This is a genomic window from Saccharospirillum sp., assembly GCF_039982735.1.
Classification (GTDB): Bacteria; Pseudomonadota; Gammaproteobacteria; order Pseudomonadales; family Natronospirillaceae; genus Saccharospirillum.
The window spans coordinates 163,872-179,303 of record NZ_JBDWXV010000008.1; the positions used below are offsets into that span (position 1 = coordinate 163,872).

A 15,432-nucleotide genomic window follows, 5' to 3' on the forward strand; every position below is an offset into this window, starting at 1 on the left:
CCTTGCTGGCGTGGCTCTCTGCTAACAGAGTGCCACGAATGGGCCGCTAGCGAACTTCCGGCGTCACCCGGAACACCTCTTCCGGTGTGGTAATACCGGCTGCCACTTTACGGGCTCCGGATAAACGCAAGCTGAGCATGCCCTGTTTGATGGCGTGTTTGCGAAACCGTTGCGGATCACAGTCGTCCGTCACCAACCCGGCCAGCTCGCCGCTCATCAGAAAGCTTTCATACAAACCTGAACGACCCAGATACCCAGTATTGCGACACTCCAGGCACCCCACCGGCTGATAGAACGACGCCGGTTTCGGCGCTGACCAGGGCTTAACCAGTTGCTGCCAGATATCCTCACTCGCGTCGGTGGTGGTCTTGCAATGCGGACACAGGGTTCGCACCAGGCGTTGCGCCATGGCGCCCAGGACGGTGGCTTTGATCAGGTAGCTGGGCACACCCAGATCGAGCAGCCGCGTGATGGCGGTGGGGGCATCATTGGTGTGCACGGTTGAAAGAACCAGGTGGCCCGTGAGCGCAGCTTGCACCGCCATTTGTGCGGTTTCCAGGTCGCGAATTTCACCAATCATGATGATGTCCGGGTCCTGACGCATCAGAGCGCGAATGCCGTCGGCAAAACTGAGATCGATGTTCTGCTGAATCTGCATTTGATTGAACGCCGGCTCCACCATTTCAATCGGGTCTTCAATGGTGCAGACATTCACCTCCGGCGTAGCCAGGGTGCGCAGCGTTGAGTACAGCGTGGTCGTTTTACCCGAGCCGGTTGGCCCGGTGACCAGAATGATACCGTTCGGGTTGCGGATCATCTGCTTCCAGTTGTTGAGGTCTTCATCCTGCAAACCAAGCGCAGAGAAGCTTTTCAGCAACACTTCCGGATCAAATATCCGCATCACCAGCTTTTCGCCGAAGGCGGTTGGCAGCGTCGACAGTCGCAGCTCCACTTCCTGCCCTTCCGGCGTTTTGGTTTTAACCCGCCCGTCCTGAGGTTTGCGCTTCTCTGCAACGTTCATCCGGCCGAGAATCTTGATGCGGCTGACCACAGCCTGGCCCACCTGAATGGGCATTTGATACACAGCGTGTAAGATGCCATCAATCCGGAACCGGATATGAGCATAATCGCGTCGAGGTTCGACGTGAATATCACTGGCGCGCTGATCGAATGCATACTGAAACAACCAGTCAACGATATTGACGATGTGTTCATCGTTGGCTTCGACATTCTGCAGATTGCCGAGTTCAATCAGTTGTTCAAAGTTGCCGATACCGGCTGCCGTCTTACGGCCAACCGCACCGGTCACCGAACGGTTTAGCGCATAAAATTCGAGCGAAAATCGGTCGATGTCTTCGGGGCTGGCTACAACCTTGCGTATGCTTCGCCGGGATACCTGTTCGATCGCGTCTTCCCAACCGGTCAGCAATGGCTCGCTGGTGGCGATTTCCACCACGTCATCTTCAATGACCAGAGGTAACAGGTTGTAACGACGCGCGAATTCATACGACATGACATCGGTGATGCGGGTGACGTCGACTTTCAGCGGGTCAATATTTCGGTAGGGTAAGCCAACGTGTTCGGCCAGCCATTGCGTCAGCGCATTAAGGCTTAGTTTTTTGGCGGGGTTGGCCAGGTCAGTTAACTCGAGCGATGCCAGGCGCTGCAGCGGATGTTCCTTGCCCGGGCGCACCTTGCGACGGGCCCGGTCGGTTTGCTCGGCACTGAGACGTCCATCGTCCTGCAGTGCCCGCAATACGCTGTCTATGTCTAACCGACCCGGCAACAAGGAGGCTGCGGCCAAGATTACACCTCCAGTACGGCGTCCCGGGAATCAAACAGGCGACCCGCCAGTTGCTTGATGTCGCGCAACAGCACTGGCTGGCTGCGCGTCCAGCTGTACACCGAGGCTTGCTGTTCCAGAGGCAAGTCGTTTAGCCATTCGTGCAGTCGACTGACGACATCCATGGCCGACAATTTCGACAGATTATCTTCAAGCGCCTGAAGCTCGGCCTGGTAATGATCCAAATCTTCGCTATAGAGGGTGTTGAAGTACTGGCACAGCATCAACAAACGATGCACCGCCGGGTACTGAGCCAGAGCATGACTGGTGCTGCCGGCAAACTGATCGGGGTTGAAGGCCTGCCAGGCAGTAGACAGCGAACGGTCGAGGCCGTCGCTCACCGCAACTTCGGAAGCACACTTGTGCTCCTCGGTCTGATCTTCCCGCCAGCTGCGCAAATGCAACCACTGCGTCATCGACATCAGCGTATGACCAAAATCGGCATTGCTCGCCAGATCTTCAATGCCCTCCAACGCACGGATGGCCTTGGCCTGCTGCAAACTGACGGCAATGTTTTCCGGCTCGCTGCGAGCATCCTGACTGAGCGCAAAACACGCCGGCCACCAGGACACCAGCGGCCGAATGGCGCCTTCAAGCCAGCCCACCCAGGCTTTAACCTGAAGGCGATGCCGGGTTGGCAGAATATCGCTAAACCATTCGAATTCTGTCTGCATATTGCCCAGCGTAACCAGCATGGCCTGTACCTGAGACCATTGCTGTGTCATCCAGAACAAATCCCATTGCCGCTGCAGGCGCTCCAGTTCGTAACCGAAAAGTGCACAAAAGGCGCTCTCCATGCTCTGCTGGGCCACAATGGCTGGCAACGGCAGATTAACCGGTACTGCATGGTTCAACAGGCGGTACCCACGCTCGGCCTTGGAGATATCGGAAGGCACCAGCGGTATACTGCGCGTCAGCTCGTGCGCCAGGGACAGCAGGGCCGCCAGGCCACCCGACTTCAATTCAAGTTCGACTTCACTGATCGCCTGGGAGTCGGCGCCCGCAGTCACCTCTCCTTCATCCAGCACAACTTCAATATCGGCACCCTGGTGCTGTACCAGCCAGCGGTGCCGGTTAAACCGGGTGCTAAACAGCTGCGTCAACTGACTGGCAACGCCTTCAGGCAGCACCCCGTCCGGACATTCCGACAGATCAAGCTGGCCATCGGGCCGTTCAACTTCCCACTCGTCGCGCTGATGCAGCCCGCCCACATTGGAGCCCCGGGTTTTCAGCGTCTGAACACAGTGACTGCCCTGAAAACGCAAACGCAGTGCCGTACCGGACTGCGTCAGTTGTTGATCGGGCGTATCGTAATACTGGTTTTCGAGCGCAGAAGACTGGGATGGCAGTGAGGACAACACCGGATGTGACCTGAAAGCTTCGACCGCCGAGGGACGAATACTGAGCTTCAATTCGATTTCCTGACCCATGAGACTACCCGTTTTGCTGATGCTTATAGTTATAATTCAGCCAGCTTCACTCAACACCACCCAGCGTGGATGGCGACACTGCGGCCCGGCTGGCAACCATCATCCTGATAGACGATGTATTCTTTGTGTCAGTTTACCTTGCCGGGCCGGGGTGTACAGTCAGGAATAGGCGATATTCATCACACTTTACGGTCTATTCGAGCCGATCGCCAAAATTTACAGCGAACCTGTTCAATGTTTGAACAATTTAGCCGGAATGACTGGGGCCGGGGCCGTTGCTCATGTTGCGAGAGTAGAAGATTTCCTGCATTTCCCGCCAGAGTCGTTCGGTAATGCTGGTCAGTTCAGACTCGGAATAGGCATCAACGCCACTGCCAAAGAGGTAATTTTCGATATTGAACTCTTTCAGCAGCATTTTGGTGTGAAAGATGTTTTCCTGATAAATATTCACATCGATCATTTCGTAAGCTTGCTTGGTGTCCTCCGCCAGATAATTCTGAATGGAATTAATCTGGTGATCGATGTAGTGCTTGCGCCCGTCGACATCCCGGGTAAAGCCCCGCACCCGGTAATCGGTGGTTACAATGTCGCTGTCGAAGGAGTGAATCAGGAAATTCAACGCTTTCAGGGGCGAGATAACCCCGCAGGTGCTGACGTCGATATCGGCACGAAAGGTCGAAATGCCATTATCCGGGTGGCTTTCCGGGTAGGTATGGACGGTAATGTGGCTTTTATCGAGGTGCCCCACTACCGAATTGGGCATCGGCCCCGGCGTCGCGGTGGAAAAGTCCTCGTTGCCGTCAACCGGGTACTCGGAGATCAGAATCGTAACGCTGGCACCGTGTGGCTCGTAATCCTGACGGGCCACATTCAGTATATTGGCTCCGATAATATCAGTCACCTGAGTCAGGATTTCAGTCAGGCGATCGGCATTGTACATTTCATCAATGTAGGCAATGTACTCGTTCTGCTGCTGCTCGGTTTTGGCATAGTTAATGTCATAGATGTTGAAGCTGAGCGATTTGGTTAGGTTGTTGAAACCGTGTAAACGCAATTCGTCGTTCATGAGCAATGGAACCTCTTACAGGCCGGCAATTTCAAGGGGCTGAACCGTCAAACCAGTCACCCCACGGGGCACAGCACAGCCGGGCTGTACTTGAGCGGGCCGTATTATGCGGATCACACCCGGATGAGCCCAGCACTTTTTTATTGAATTTCCAATGGTGGCTGTGGCTACACCCGGTGGCTGAATTAACTACAGCGGGTGCCAGATTCCGCGATGGCCAATGTCACTCAACTTCAACCAACTCAAAATCATGAGTGATCACAACACCACCCTTTTCCAGCATCATGGACGCCGAGCAATACTTCTCAGCAGACAGGGCGATAGCGCGCTCCACTTGTGCTGGCTTGAGCTGACGCCCGGTAACGACGAAGTGGATGTGTATTTTGGTAAAGACCGCCGGCACAGTATCGGCGCGCTCAGCGCTCAGGTGCGCCTCGCAGTTCACCACGTCCTGGCGGCTTTTCTGAAGGATGTTGACCACATCATACGAGGTGCAGCCACCCAGGCCATTCAGCATCAATTCCATCGGGCTTGGGCCTTTGCTACCCGGGCCGTCTTTGGCGGCGCCATCCATATAGCCCTTATGGCCCGAATCCGACTCGTATGAAAAGGCCTTGCCACCTGCCCATGCAACCGTTGCTTTCACGTTTCATTACTCCTCTGAAACCCAACTGAGCGGGTCCGGGTTAGTGTTCAATATCGTCTGAGGCGCGAAGCCTAGCACAGTCTGATTTAAAGCCGAACAGCGGCCTTATATCCTCCCAGAAACGCCCTGTCACTCAAGTTCGGAGTTCGATGACATCGATAGGCGGCGACTGACACCTGGACCCAGCCCTAACTCCGAATCCTGGGCCATAATAGTCAATGAACGAGTAAAAACGGGACGCAAGTCATACAAATAGGCAGAGCCCATAGCCAGAATCGATTGAATATCCCATAATGCCGAGCAGTGTTCGCACACTGTGCACAGACATTCTGTGCCCGAATTCACGTAATTCGGTCTATACTCGCAGACGGGTTACCCTTTAATCTGACAGAGGTTGAAGGCACCGGTCTTTGTTGCGTTCGTCGCACAGCGGTAAGGCCGAACATACAACATGGAGCCCCGGGGCTGATCAGGCAGTGACCCCCCGGCCGTAGACGCTACACTGGAAAGCAGAGATCATGGTTAATCAGTCACTCGAACATACGCATCTCGACTACTTCCTGTCGCAATGCCACCGCCGTCGCTACCCATCCAAAACCACCCTGATTTATGCCGGTGACAAAAGCGACTCCCTGTATTACATCATCAAAGGCACCGTTTCGGTCATTATCGAAGATGATGACGGCCGGGAAATGATCATGGCGTATCTAAACGCCGGTGATTTCTTCGGCGAACTGGGCCTATTCGACGCAATGGATTCGCGATCGGCCTGGGTTAAAACCAAAACCGAGTGCGAAGTGGCCGAAATTTCCTACACCAAATTTCGCGAGATCACCCAGAACGACGCCCGCATTCTGTATTTTATTGGAGAACAGATGGCCACCCGCCTGCGCGCAACAACCCGCAAAGTGGGCGACCTGGCATTTCTGGACGTTACTGGCCGGGTTGCGCGCACCCTGCTCGACCTGTGCAAGCAGCCCGATGCCATGACGCACCCCGAGGGCATGCAGATCAAGATTACTCGCCAGGAAATCGGTCGCATTGTCGGTTGTTCACGCGAAATGGTCGGCCGGGTACTGAAGAACCTGGAAGAACAAGGTCTGGTCAGCGTGAAAGGCAAGACCATGGTGGTCTACGGCTCACGCGAGTTTTTTCAGCAGCCGGCCTGACAGCACCTGCGCTGGCAGTGACCCTGAGCGGTCACTCGCCCGGCGGCTGACACGGCCTGCACCAATTTCTGCCCCTGTTTTGACCCAGATCAGCCCTCCTCTGCGACCAAAGGCTTAGGCTTGCATGCTGTTAACCCTTCAGCACAGCGAGCATACGCCATGTCGGCTTTCAACGCCCAGTCCATTCAGTGGGATGCGCATCTGATCGAAAAGTACAACGTTCAGGGACCACGCTACACCTCCTACCCGACCGCTGCCCAGTTTCATGACATCAGCGCAGCCGGGGCCAGCGAGCACTATCGCCTGCAGACAAGCTCCGTGGCGCCCTTGTCGCTGTACGTACACATCCCGTTTTGTCGCCACCTCTGCTATTACTGTGGCTGCAATAAAGTGGCTGCAAAAAGCAGCACCCGAGGCGACGACTACCTGACCTGGCTGGAACGGGAAATGGCGCTGATGTCGCACGATTTTGGCCAGCGCCCCGTTACCCAGCTTCATCTCGGTGGCGGCACGCCCACCTTTCTGACGGTAAATCAGATGCGGCAACTGCTGGACCGGCTGTCGATCTATTTCGACTGGAACCCAAGCGACCGCCCGGGCGAATACTCCATTGAACTCGACCCCCGGGAAACCTCGTCCGACATGCTAGAGTTGTTGCGCCAGCGTGGGTTTAACCGGTTGAGCTTCGGAATTCAGGATTTCAACCACCAGACCCAGGTCGCCATTCACCGGGTACAACCAAAGTCGGTAGTGGAACCCCTGGTACATCAGGCGCGGTACCTGGCGTTCGAGTCGATCAGCTTCGATCTGATTTATGGCTTGCCCTACCAGACCGTCAGCCGGGTTGATGCAACGCTCGACGACGTGCTCGATCTGGGACCCGATCGTATCAGCCTGTACAACTACGCCCACTTGCCAGATCGCTTTCTGGCTCAGCGGCGAATCAGCAGCGACAGCCTGCCAGACGCCGACGAGAAACTGCGCATTCTGCAGCACTGCATCATCAAATTGCAGGACGCGGGCTATGTCTATATCGGCATGGACCATTTTGCACGGCGTGACGACACCCTGGTCAAAGCACTCGCCGATGGCAGCCTGCAACGTAATTTTCAGGGGTATTCCACCCAGGCGGAGACCGACATGCTGGCACTCGGTGTCTCCGGCATCAGCCAGATACAGGGCGGCTTCATTCAGAACCACACCCAGCTCGACCCCTACTACAACGCACTCAAGCAGGGCACATTGGCGGTTCAGCGCGGCTATTTCCTGACCCGGGATGACCAGATGCGGCGGGACGTCATCAACCAGCTGGCCTGCCAGGGGCAGATTGATCTGGCCCCTGTCGCAAAACAATATGGCCTGGATGCAGATCGGGATTTCAGCCGCGAATGGCAGCAACTGGCCGATCTGGAACAGGACGGTCTGGTGCAATTGAATGGGCACCGGATAACCGTAACGGCTCTCGGCCGATTATTGCTTCGCCCGATCCTGATGGTTTTTGATGCGTATTTAAGCGACCAGAACCGACAGCGTTTTTCCAAAGTGATGTAACAACCGTCTGTATCTGGCGGTAGAGCCTGACAGGCCTTATCCGGTATCATGGCGGCAACTAAGGAGACCCGCCTTGACCGACTTCGTTCGTATTTTTCGCAACAGCGCACCCTACATTCATGCCTACCGGGGCAAAACCGCTGTTGTCTGGGTGCGCGGCACCGTGCTCAGCCCGTCGTCCGTGCATGCCCTGGTCAGCGACCTGGCCCTGCTGAACAGCCTGGGCATGAAACTTTTGCTATTGTTTGATGCTGAAGATGAAGTCGGCGAATTGCGACTGGATGAACACGCCCAGATTGATGGCGATGCCATGGATTCCATACTCAATCGCATCGGCCACTGGCGCAGCCGGCTTGAAGCGCAGTTCACTCAGGGTCTGGCCAATTCGCCGATGCACGGAGCCCGGGTCAGGGTGATCAGTGGCAACTTCGTCACCGCACGCCCCACGGGCGTAGTGGACGGTGTCGACTTGCTCGCCCAGGGGCGCGTGCGCCGCATCGATCACCTGGCCATTCGCGAACACCTCGACAAAGGCAATATCGTGCTGATGCCCCCATTGGGTTATTCGGTCACCGGTGAGGTTTTTTATCTGGCGCCCGATCATCTGATGGTTGAGACCGCGCGCCGAATGGATGCCGATAAAATCGTCATCGTCGGCGACAACCCGCACCCGGTTACCGGCAACCAGAAAGAAATGGACGCTTTTGAACTGCGCCGGTGCCTCGATGGCAAAACCGGACTGGCCGCTGGCGAGCGCGAGTTGCTGACAGCGCTGGCCGCCAGTGAAGCCGGCATTCCGCGCTGCCATGTGATCGACGGCCACCAGGACGGTGCCTTGCTGGCCGAGCTCTTTACCCGCGACGGCGTCGGCACTCTGATCGCCCGCGACCGCTACGACACCTTTCGCCCGGCCAGGCCCGATGACATCAACGGCATACTCGCCCTGCTGCAACCGCTCGAAGAGCGGGGCATTCTGGTTCGCCGAGACCGTGAAAAACTGGAGAATGAGATCTCGCATTTTCACGTCAACGAACGCGACGGCATGATCGTCGGCTGTGCTGCACTGTACCTGATTCCCGACACGGAACCTCAGGTAGCCGAGCTGGCCTGCGTTGCGGTGCATCAGGATTACCGTCAGTCCGGACGTGGCGATGCCCTGTTGCGGGCGCTGGAAAAACGCGCACGCGAGCACAAGGTTGAACGCTTGTTTGTGCTGACCACCCAGACGGCACACTGGTTTGCCGAACGCGGGTTCGAGTCAGCCCCTGTGGCTGAGCTGCCTCCCGAACGGCAGAGTCTGTATAACTTTCAGCGTAATTCGAAAGTCTTTTTCAAAACACTTTGAACGGTCGCCAGCGGCCATTCGCAAGCAGGGGAAAACACCGTGACCTTTATGAACACCATCGCCCGGCGCTGGGACCAGGGCACCCAGGTTTGCATCGGGCTCGATCCCTTTATCAACCGGCTGCCCGCCCCATTCCAGCAACAGAGTGACGGCATTCTGGCGTTCAACAAGGCCATCGTGGATGCCACTTCTGATCTGGCCTGTTGCTACAAACCCCAGTTTGCCCATTTCGCGGCCGAGCAAGCCGAAGCTCAACTGAAGGCGACTATTGCCTATATCAAAGCCCGCCATCCGGACGTTCCGGTTATTCTGGATTCCAAGCGGGGCGACATCGGTTCTACCGCAGCCATGTATGCGCGGGAAGCGTTCGAGCATTACGGCGCCGATGCGGTAACGGTAAACCCCTATATGGGGTCCGATACCGTTCTGCCTTTTGCAGAACATGCCGACAAAGGCGTCATTCTGTTGTGCCGCACTTCGAACCCCTCAGCGGCCGAATTCCAGAACTTGCTGATCGACGGTGAACCGCTCTACATCCATGTGGCGCGGCGAGCCCAGCAACACTGGAACCAGAATGGCAATATCGCCCTGGTGGTTGGCGCCACGGCGCCGGAAGAGATGGCGCGCATTCGCCAGGCCGCTCCGGACCTGCCGTTTCTGGTACCCGGCATCGGTGCCCAGGGGGGCGACCTGCCCGGCACGGTACACAACGGGCAAACGGCTCCGGGGCGCGGCCTGATGATCAATGCCTCGCGCAGCATTCTCTACGCCAGTCAGGGCACCGACTTTGCCGAGGCGGCACGAGCCGAAGCGCTGAGCCTGCGCGATCAAATTCAGGCACTGTCCGCTGCTGGCTAGCATTCGAGTACCGGGGCTGGGTTGGCAGGCCGGCACTGGTCCGCGCCGGTTACCGGGTATGCCACTGTGGGGTCGGGCGGAATGCCGCCCACTCAACCCATCCATGGGGCCTAGACCGCATGATATGAATCCCCTCCATGGGATTCACCCTTCGGGCTCGCTGCGCTCATGCTAAAACGCTCCTGGCGTTTTAGTCCATGCTGCGGACTTCCCCACAGAGGCATACCCGGCACCCGGCACCCGGCACCCGGCACCCGGCACCCGGCGCTAGTCTCCTGAACTTGAATGATTTAGCAAACTACCCCAAAGCTTGGCCGTATCCAGAGCCTTCGGTGCACTGTCACCTCGTTTGCCACTCGCCAGATCCTCCAGTGCCCTTAAAATCCTATCGAGGTCATCGATGGTCATCATCGGATGAAAGCTAAGCCGAACCCAGCCGGGTTTTGCGGCCAGTTCGCCGCGATCCAGCTGGCCGGTAATGGCCTGGCTGGTTGCGCGGTCTATGCCCAGCAAATAATGTCCGTAGGTGCCTGCACAGGCACAGCCACCCCGGGCTTCAATGCCGTATTCACGGCTCAACCGCTGCACCGCCTGCTGGTAATGCAGGCCCTCGATGATGACTGAAAAGACACTGAGCCGGTCGCTCTGATCCCGGGCCAGGCACTGAACCCCAGCTATGCGGTCCAGCCCCTGCAAGAAATACTGATTTAACTCATGCTCACGCTGAGCGATGGCGCTCACGCCAATCTCATCTTTCAATTGCGCCGCCATCGCTGCTTTCAGGCTCTGCAGAATGCCCGGTGTTCCGCCCGACTCACGGGTTGCAATGTCCTGATAAAAGCGGTGCTCACCCCAGGGGTTGGTCCAGACCACGGTGCCACCGCCGGGCTGCTCCGGTATCCGGTTGTGATACAGCGCTGCGTTGAACACCAACACACCGCTGGCACCGGGCCCGCCCAAAAATTTGTGGGGTGAGAAAAACACGGCATCGAGTGGTTCATCGTCTGCGGGGTGCATATCGATGTCGACGTAGGGGGCCGCGCAGGCAAAATCGACAAAGCAATGGCCGCCCGCCTGATGCATTAGGCGCGCAATAGCGCGGTACGGTGCCGCCACGCCAGTCACATTGCTGGCCGCCGTGACAGAGGCCATAACGGGCTTACCGGCAGGCAGCTCGCGCAGCGACCCGGCCAGCCAGTCCAGATCCACATCCCCGGTTTGAGTCGGCGGTATGATCACAACCTCGGCCAGGGTTTCCAGCCAGAGAGTATGGTTACTGTGGTGCTCCATATGGGTTACATAGACCCGGGGCCGGTGGGTCAGCGTCGCCAGCACTGCTTCGCGGTGCGTTTCATGAACCCAGAGCCCCAGCATTCGCACCAACTTGGCCAGTGCCCCGGTCATGCCCGTGCCGGTAAACAACAGCACATCGTCATGGGCGGCCTTCACATGCCGACGCATGATCTGATGGGCTTCATCCAGTGCCCGGGTCATAAACCCGCCGGTGAGGCTGTCTTCGGTGTGGGTGTTGGCCATCATCGGGCCAGCGACCTCGATCAAGCGCTGCTCGATCGGGCGATAAAGCCGTCCACTGGCGGTCCAGTCGGCATAAAGCCGGTTACCGGGTATCGACAGAGTGTTGGTTCGCAAACGGGCCCAATCGGGGCTGGTCGTTATGGGGCGGGTACTGTGTGCGGTCATGGGGGTTCCCGTTAGTCATTACCCGACCAGTGTGACGCCTTGAGAGTCCCAATATATTTCATTTTTTGCGCTGAATAAGCTAAATTCAGAAAGCAATTTCTAATATTTAGTTAATTGGAGGTAAATATTGCCCGACACCATCGATATAGCGATTTTAAACCTGTTGCAACAGGATGCGACCCTGTCGGTGCAGGCCATCGCCGACAAGGTCAATCTAACCACCAGCCCCTGCTGGCGTCGTATTCAGGCACTGGAAGACCAGGGGTATATTCGCCGTCGGGTTGCGCTGCTAAACCGGCAACCGCTGGCGCTGGGCGTCGATGTGTTCGTTTTTATTCGTACTCGTGAACACAACGACACCTGGCTGACGGACTTTACCGAGGCGGTGCTGGCTATGCCCGAGGTGATGGAAGCCTACCGGATGAGCGGAGACGTGGATTATCTGCTCAGGGTGGTGGTTAGCGACATCGCCGCCTATGATCGCTTCTATAAGCGGCTGGTCAGCCGGGTGAAACTGGCGGATGTGAGCAGCAGTTTTGCAATGGAGCAATTGAAATACACCACCGCCTTACCCCTATAGCAGTCGCACAGGTTATTGAGTGTGACCTCGGGTAAGCGCCAGAAAGCCACCCAGCGAAATCAGCAAAACCGAAGCGCCGCCCAGAATGGCGACCGGGTACATCAGATTGCCGGCCAAATCGAGCTGGCTGTATTTGATGATCATGATCAGCGATTCGAGCACCAGCGCAATACACACCGTACCCAGAAACCGGGTAATGGTTCGGCGAATGTTGGTAAATACGTTCTCTTCCTGATCAGATTCCGTGTACTCCTTGCTGATACCCGCCCCGAGCTCGAACATGGCCAGCCCGATGATCAGCGAGTTGACCAGGTTGACGGTGATGGACATAAAACTGCGCTGACCGGTCATCACATCAGTGAAAAAATGGAACACACCGCTGATTACCAGTAACGCTGACAGACAATAAAACAAGACGGTAAATACACGAACCATCAACTGCTTACCAACATGACTCAGTGCCTTGAACCCCATGGGGTGAAAGGCACGCGGGACGTCACCAGGGTGCTTTTTCGCCGGCTCAGCGGGTTCATTCGGCGTGTTCAATTCTCGAATCTCATCCGGTGTTAAGTTCAAATCTAGGGTCTGGCTGGTCATACTGTTAAATCCCTTACTGACTGGGTAATTCGTGCGGATGATGCTATAGCAAGCCGGGGGCCGGGCAAGCAGCGTCAGGTAAAGCCGAGTGAGATTCAGGTAAAGGCAAGTGAAGCGTCGCACCCTGATGTGACCAGCTTCACATTAACAGGTGTTTCAGCCTACGGTTTGTCAGACTGTGAAAATTCAGTTGGGGTTCATGAAACAGGCAGATACTCTAGTCATTGCATTACGGGGCGAATCGCACTGCGCCAGGCGCATCCGACCGTAAAACCTAGACTACGGGAGCCATCAATCATGACGTGCCCGACTGGATACCGGCAAGCCATACTCATCACTTGCCTGATGACAGCAACCAGCATCGCCCAGGCCAAAGATGACTTTGTCTGGATATCCTATGGGGGTCAGCTGGGTTTTTTCGAATCGCCCTATGTGGGCGTCGGCTTTATGGCCGATACCTGGGGCGCTGAGCTGGGTCTTGTATTGCGGTCAGACTACTCCGGCAACGTGAACATGTACGAGCCACCACACAGCGACACTGACCGGGTCTCGAACAACGCGGTCGTGGGTTTCCCGCTGCACCTGTCCATATTGAAAGGCTACGCGCCCAACGACCGCATCGCGTTCTACACCTCGCTGGGCTTGCTGGCTTCAACCCGGTGCGACATTGATGAATCCAATGTCACCGGCTATGCCTACTGCGCCAATGAGCGCTCGGAGTTTGAACTGATTCCCGGCGTCAGCGCCCTGTTCACCCTGAATGAGTTCACCCTAGGCATGGGCTACCAGTATGGGATTGGCCCGCTGATCTCACTAGGAACGGATTTTTAAAACTCACTACCCGTAGTACTCCCACTTAAGTGGTATTGGCCCGCACCAGCTGCCGGGTATGCCTCTGTGGGGTCGGCGTGAACCCGTCCGTGGGGCCTAGACTTCGGCATCCATGCCTCAGACTTCCCCACAGAGGCATACCCGGCAGCCGGTACTAGTCTGTTGTGTAAATGCCTAAACTTGAGCTAGAACAACCCATTGGCACCATTGGCAACAAACTGAATCGCCAGCGCTGCCAGTATGACACCGAGCAAACGCTGAATGATTTCATCGCCGGTTTTACCGATGACCCTGCGGATCTGACTGGCCAGCAAACCCGCCGCCAGAGTAACCAGCAGCACCGAAATCACCGCCGCAATGACCCAGCCCTGATTGGCCGGAGAGTCCGCATCGGCCATTAACAACACCGTGATGGTTAGCGTGCCCGGGCCAGCCATCAGCGGAATGGCGAGCGGGTACACCGCTATGTCACCGACGCTGCGATCTGTGGGTTTGTCCGGCAGCGGGGCTGAGGTGATCATTCTGAAGGCTGTATTGAACAGCAGAATACCGCCGGCCACTCTCAGGGCATCCATGCTGATACCGAGCGTGGTTAGCAATCCTTCACCCACCCAGGCGAAGATCAGAATCACCGCTGCGGCGATCCCGGTCGCCTTCAGAATCACCCTGAGGCGTTGCCGAAAGGTTCGACCCAGGGTTAGTGAATAGAAGATCAGCGCCGCGCCAATCGGGTCAATCACCACGAAGTAGCTGGTAAAGGCATTGAGAAACAGCGTTGTATTCATACCCAGTCCAGGATCACCTTGCCGGACTGGCCGCTGCGCATAATGTCGAAGCCTTCCTGAAAATCGGCGACGGGCAAGGTGTGAGTAATCATCGGTTTCAGGTCCAGACCCGATTGAATCAGTCCGGCCATTTTATACCAGGTTTCAAACATCTCCCGACCGTATATGCCTTTCAGCTCAAGCCCCTTGAATATCACCTGACTCCAGTCAATGGCCATCTCTTCACCGGGAATACCCAGCAGCGCCACCTTGCCACCGTGGTTCATCGACGCCAGCATGGAACGAAAGGCACTGGGCACGCCCGACATTTCCAGGCCAACGTCAAACCCCTCGGTCATGCCGAGGCTGGCCATTACGTCTTTGAGGCTCTCGTTGGCCACGTTAACGGTACGGGTAGCCCCCATACGTTTTGCCAGTGCCAGACGGAAATCATTCACATCGGTGATCACAATGTTCCGGGCGCCAACATGACGGGCCACGGCGGCGGCCATCATGCCAATCGGCCCTGCGCCGGTAATCAGCACATCTTCCGCTACCAGGTTGAAACTCAGGGCGGTGTGTACCGCATTGCCGAACGGATCAAAAATAGCGGCCAGTTCGTCACTGACGTCGTCGGGCAACTTAAACGCATTGAACGCCGGTATCACCAGATACTCGGCAAAGGCCCCGGCACGGTTCACCCCGACGCCAACGGTATTGCGACACAGATGGCGACGCCCGGCACGGCAGTTTCGGCAATAGCCGCAGGTAATATGGCCTTCGCCACTGACCCGGTCGCCAATGGCAAAGCCGGTAACTTCCTCGCCCATGCCGACGACTTCGCCAACATACTCATGGCCGGTAACCAGTCCCAGAGGCACGGTGTTTTGCGACCACTGATCCCAGTTGTAAATGTGCACATCGGTGCCGCATATTGCGGTCTTGCGAATGCGAATCAGCAGGTCGTTGTGACCCACCTCGGGCTCATCGACCTCGGTCATCCAGATACCGGCTTCCGGGTACAATTTGGCAAGCGCTTTCATAACGAGGA

General features: G+C 56.7%; 14 protein-coding genes. 6 read left to right on the forward strand and 8 right to left on the reverse strand.

Features of this window, described 5'->3' with window-relative positions:
- Nucleotides 1–46 precede the first annotated feature (46 nt).
- The 4 genes from ABJT94_RS05415 to ABJT94_RS05430 all read right to left on the reverse strand — a co-directional run bounded on the left by ABJT94_RS05415 (nucleotide 47) and on the right by ABJT94_RS05430 (nucleotide 4,985).
- The gene (locus ABJT94_RS05415; RefSeq protein WP_348477148.1) at nucleotides 47–1,804 is read right to left on the reverse strand and encodes an ATPase, T2SS/T4P/T4SS family; all 1,758 of its coding nucleotides are present in this window, start codon (nucleotides 1,802–1,804) and stop codon (nucleotides 47–49) included.
- Nucleotides 1,805–1,806: 2 nt separating this feature from the next.
- On the reverse strand, nucleotides 1,807–3,273 hold the full coding sequence (locus ABJT94_RS05420) for a CYTH domain-containing protein (protein WP_348477147.1): 1,467 nt from the start codon (nucleotides 3,271–3,273) through the stop codon (nucleotides 1,807–1,809).
- A gap of 247 nt (nucleotides 3,274–3,520) precedes the next feature.
- Nucleotides 3,521–4,339, reverse strand: a complete 819-nt coding sequence (speD, locus tag ABJT94_RS05425) for an adenosylmethionine decarboxylase (RefSeq protein ID WP_213679341.1) — start codon at nucleotides 4,337–4,339, stop codon at nucleotides 3,521–3,523.
- Between the two features lie 223 nt (nucleotides 4,340–4,562).
- On the reverse strand, nucleotides 4,563–4,985 hold the full coding sequence (locus ABJT94_RS05430; protein ID WP_348477146.1) for an OsmC family protein: 423 nt from the start codon (nucleotides 4,983–4,985) through the stop codon (nucleotides 4,563–4,565).
- Nucleotides 4,986–5,503: 518 nt separating this feature from the next.
- Between ABJT94_RS05430 and crp the strand changes: the two genes are divergently transcribed.
- The 4 genes from crp (at nucleotide 5,504) to pyrF (ending at nucleotide 9,908) form a co-directional block, all read left to right on the forward strand.
- Nucleotides 5,504–6,154 (forward strand): cAMP-activated global transcriptional regulator CRP, encoded by a 651-nt coding sequence (gene crp / locus ABJT94_RS05435; RefSeq protein WP_028669485.1) that lies wholly within the window; start codon nucleotides 5,504–5,506, stop codon nucleotides 6,152–6,154.
- 159 nt (nucleotides 6,155–6,313) lie between these two features.
- Nucleotides 6,314–7,705 carry an oxygen-independent coproporphyrinogen III oxidase gene (gene hemN / locus ABJT94_RS05440; RefSeq protein WP_348477145.1) on the forward strand — a complete coding sequence of 464 codons (1,392 nt, stop codon included), beginning with the start codon at nucleotides 6,314–6,316 and terminating at the stop codon, nucleotides 7,703–7,705.
- Between the two features lie 73 nt (nucleotides 7,706–7,778).
- Nucleotides 7,779–9,050, forward strand: coding sequence for an amino-acid N-acetyltransferase (argA, locus tag ABJT94_RS05445; protein ID WP_348477144.1), 1,272 nt, complete (start codon nucleotides 7,779–7,781; stop codon nucleotides 9,048–9,050).
- Between the two features lie 48 nt (nucleotides 9,051–9,098).
- Entirely contained in the window at nucleotides 9,099–9,908 is an 810-nt protein-coding gene (gene pyrF, locus ABJT94_RS05450; RefSeq protein ID WP_348477274.1) for an orotidine-5'-phosphate decarboxylase, read from the forward strand.
- Between the two features lie 267 nt (nucleotides 9,909–10,175).
- Here pyrF and ABJT94_RS05455 read toward each other — a convergent pair whose 3' ends face one another.
- On the reverse strand, nucleotides 10,176–11,609 hold the full coding sequence (locus tag ABJT94_RS05455; RefSeq protein ID WP_348477143.1) for an aminotransferase class V-fold PLP-dependent enzyme: 1,434 nt from the start codon (nucleotides 11,607–11,609) through the stop codon (nucleotides 10,176–10,178).
- A 127-nt stretch (nucleotides 11,610–11,736) separates the two neighbouring features.
- On the opposite strand from ABJT94_RS05455, the gene ABJT94_RS05460 reads away from it, so the two are divergent.
- Nucleotides 11,737–12,189, forward strand: a complete 453-nt coding sequence (locus ABJT94_RS05460) for an Lrp/AsnC family transcriptional regulator (protein ID WP_348477141.1) — start codon at nucleotides 11,737–11,739, stop codon at nucleotides 12,187–12,189.
- Nucleotides 12,190–12,201: 12 nt separating this feature from the next.
- Here ABJT94_RS05460 and ABJT94_RS05465 read toward each other — a convergent pair whose 3' ends face one another.
- Complete coding sequence (locus ABJT94_RS05465; RefSeq protein ID WP_348477140.1) at nucleotides 12,202–12,786, reverse strand: hypothetical protein; 585 nt, start codon at nucleotides 12,784–12,786, stop codon at nucleotides 12,202–12,204.
- A gap of 297 nt (nucleotides 12,787–13,083) precedes the next feature.
- Here ABJT94_RS05465 and ABJT94_RS05470 point away from each other — a divergent pair, with 297 nt between their 5' ends.
- Nucleotides 13,084–13,617 carry a hypothetical protein gene (locus ABJT94_RS05470; protein ID WP_348477139.1) on the forward strand — a complete coding sequence of 178 codons (534 nt, stop codon included), beginning with the start codon at nucleotides 13,084–13,086 and terminating at the stop codon, nucleotides 13,615–13,617.
- Between the two features lie 185 nt (nucleotides 13,618–13,802).
- Here the strand turns inward: ABJT94_RS05470 and ABJT94_RS05475 are convergent, their stop codons facing one another.
- Together ABJT94_RS05475 and tdh are read right to left on the reverse strand one after the other, a co-directional pair.
- Complete coding sequence (locus ABJT94_RS05475) at nucleotides 13,803–14,402, reverse strand: MarC family protein (protein ID WP_348477138.1); 600 nt, start codon at nucleotides 14,400–14,402, stop codon at nucleotides 13,803–13,805.
- Nucleotides 14,399–15,424: an L-threonine 3-dehydrogenase gene (gene tdh / locus ABJT94_RS05480; protein ID WP_348477136.1), complete on the reverse strand. Its 1,026-nt coding sequence runs from the start codon at nucleotides 15,422–15,424 to the stop codon at nucleotides 14,399–14,401. The genes ABJT94_RS05475 and tdh overlap by 4 nt, the downstream gene beginning before the upstream one ends.
- Nucleotides 15,425–15,432: the final 8 nt, after the last annotated feature.

What these genes read in the sequence shown, in the direction of transcription:
- speD (WP_213679341.1), bottom strand. Translation starts at nt 4,339, where the DNA reads ATGAACGACGAATTGCGTTTACACGGTTTCAACAACCTAACCAAATCG.
- pyrF (WP_348477274.1), top strand. Translation starts at nt 9,099, where the DNA reads ATGAACACCATCGCCCGGCGCTGGGACCAGGGCACCCAGGTTTGCATC.
- ABJT94_RS05420 (WP_348477147.1), bottom strand. Translation starts at nt 3,273, where the DNA reads ATGGGTCAGGAAATCGAATTGAAGCTCAGTATTCGTCCCTCGGCGGTC.
- tdh (WP_348477136.1), bottom strand. Translation starts at nt 15,424, where the DNA reads ATGAAAGCGCTTGCCAAATTGTACCCGGAAGCCGGTATCTGGATGACC.
- ABJT94_RS05465 (WP_348477140.1), bottom strand. Translation starts at nt 12,786, where the DNA reads ATGACCAGCCAGACCCTAGATTTGAACTTAACACCGGATGAGATTCGA.
- hemN (WP_348477145.1), top strand. Translation starts at nt 6,314, where the DNA reads ATGTCGGCTTTCAACGCCCAGTCCATTCAGTGGGATGCGCATCTGATC.
- crp (WP_028669485.1), top strand. Translation starts at nt 5,504, where the DNA reads ATGGTTAATCAGTCACTCGAACATACGCATCTCGACTACTTCCTGTCG.
- ABJT94_RS05470 (WP_348477139.1), top strand. Translation starts at nt 13,084, where the DNA reads ATGACGTGCCCGACTGGATACCGGCAAGCCATACTCATCACTTGCCTG.
- ABJT94_RS05475 (WP_348477138.1), bottom strand. Translation starts at nt 14,402, where the DNA reads ATGAATACAACGCTGTTTCTCAATGCCTTTACCAGCTACTTCGTGGTG.
- ABJT94_RS05455 (WP_348477143.1), bottom strand. Translation starts at nt 11,609, where the DNA reads ATGACCGCACACAGTACCCGCCCCATAACGACCAGCCCCGATTGGGCC.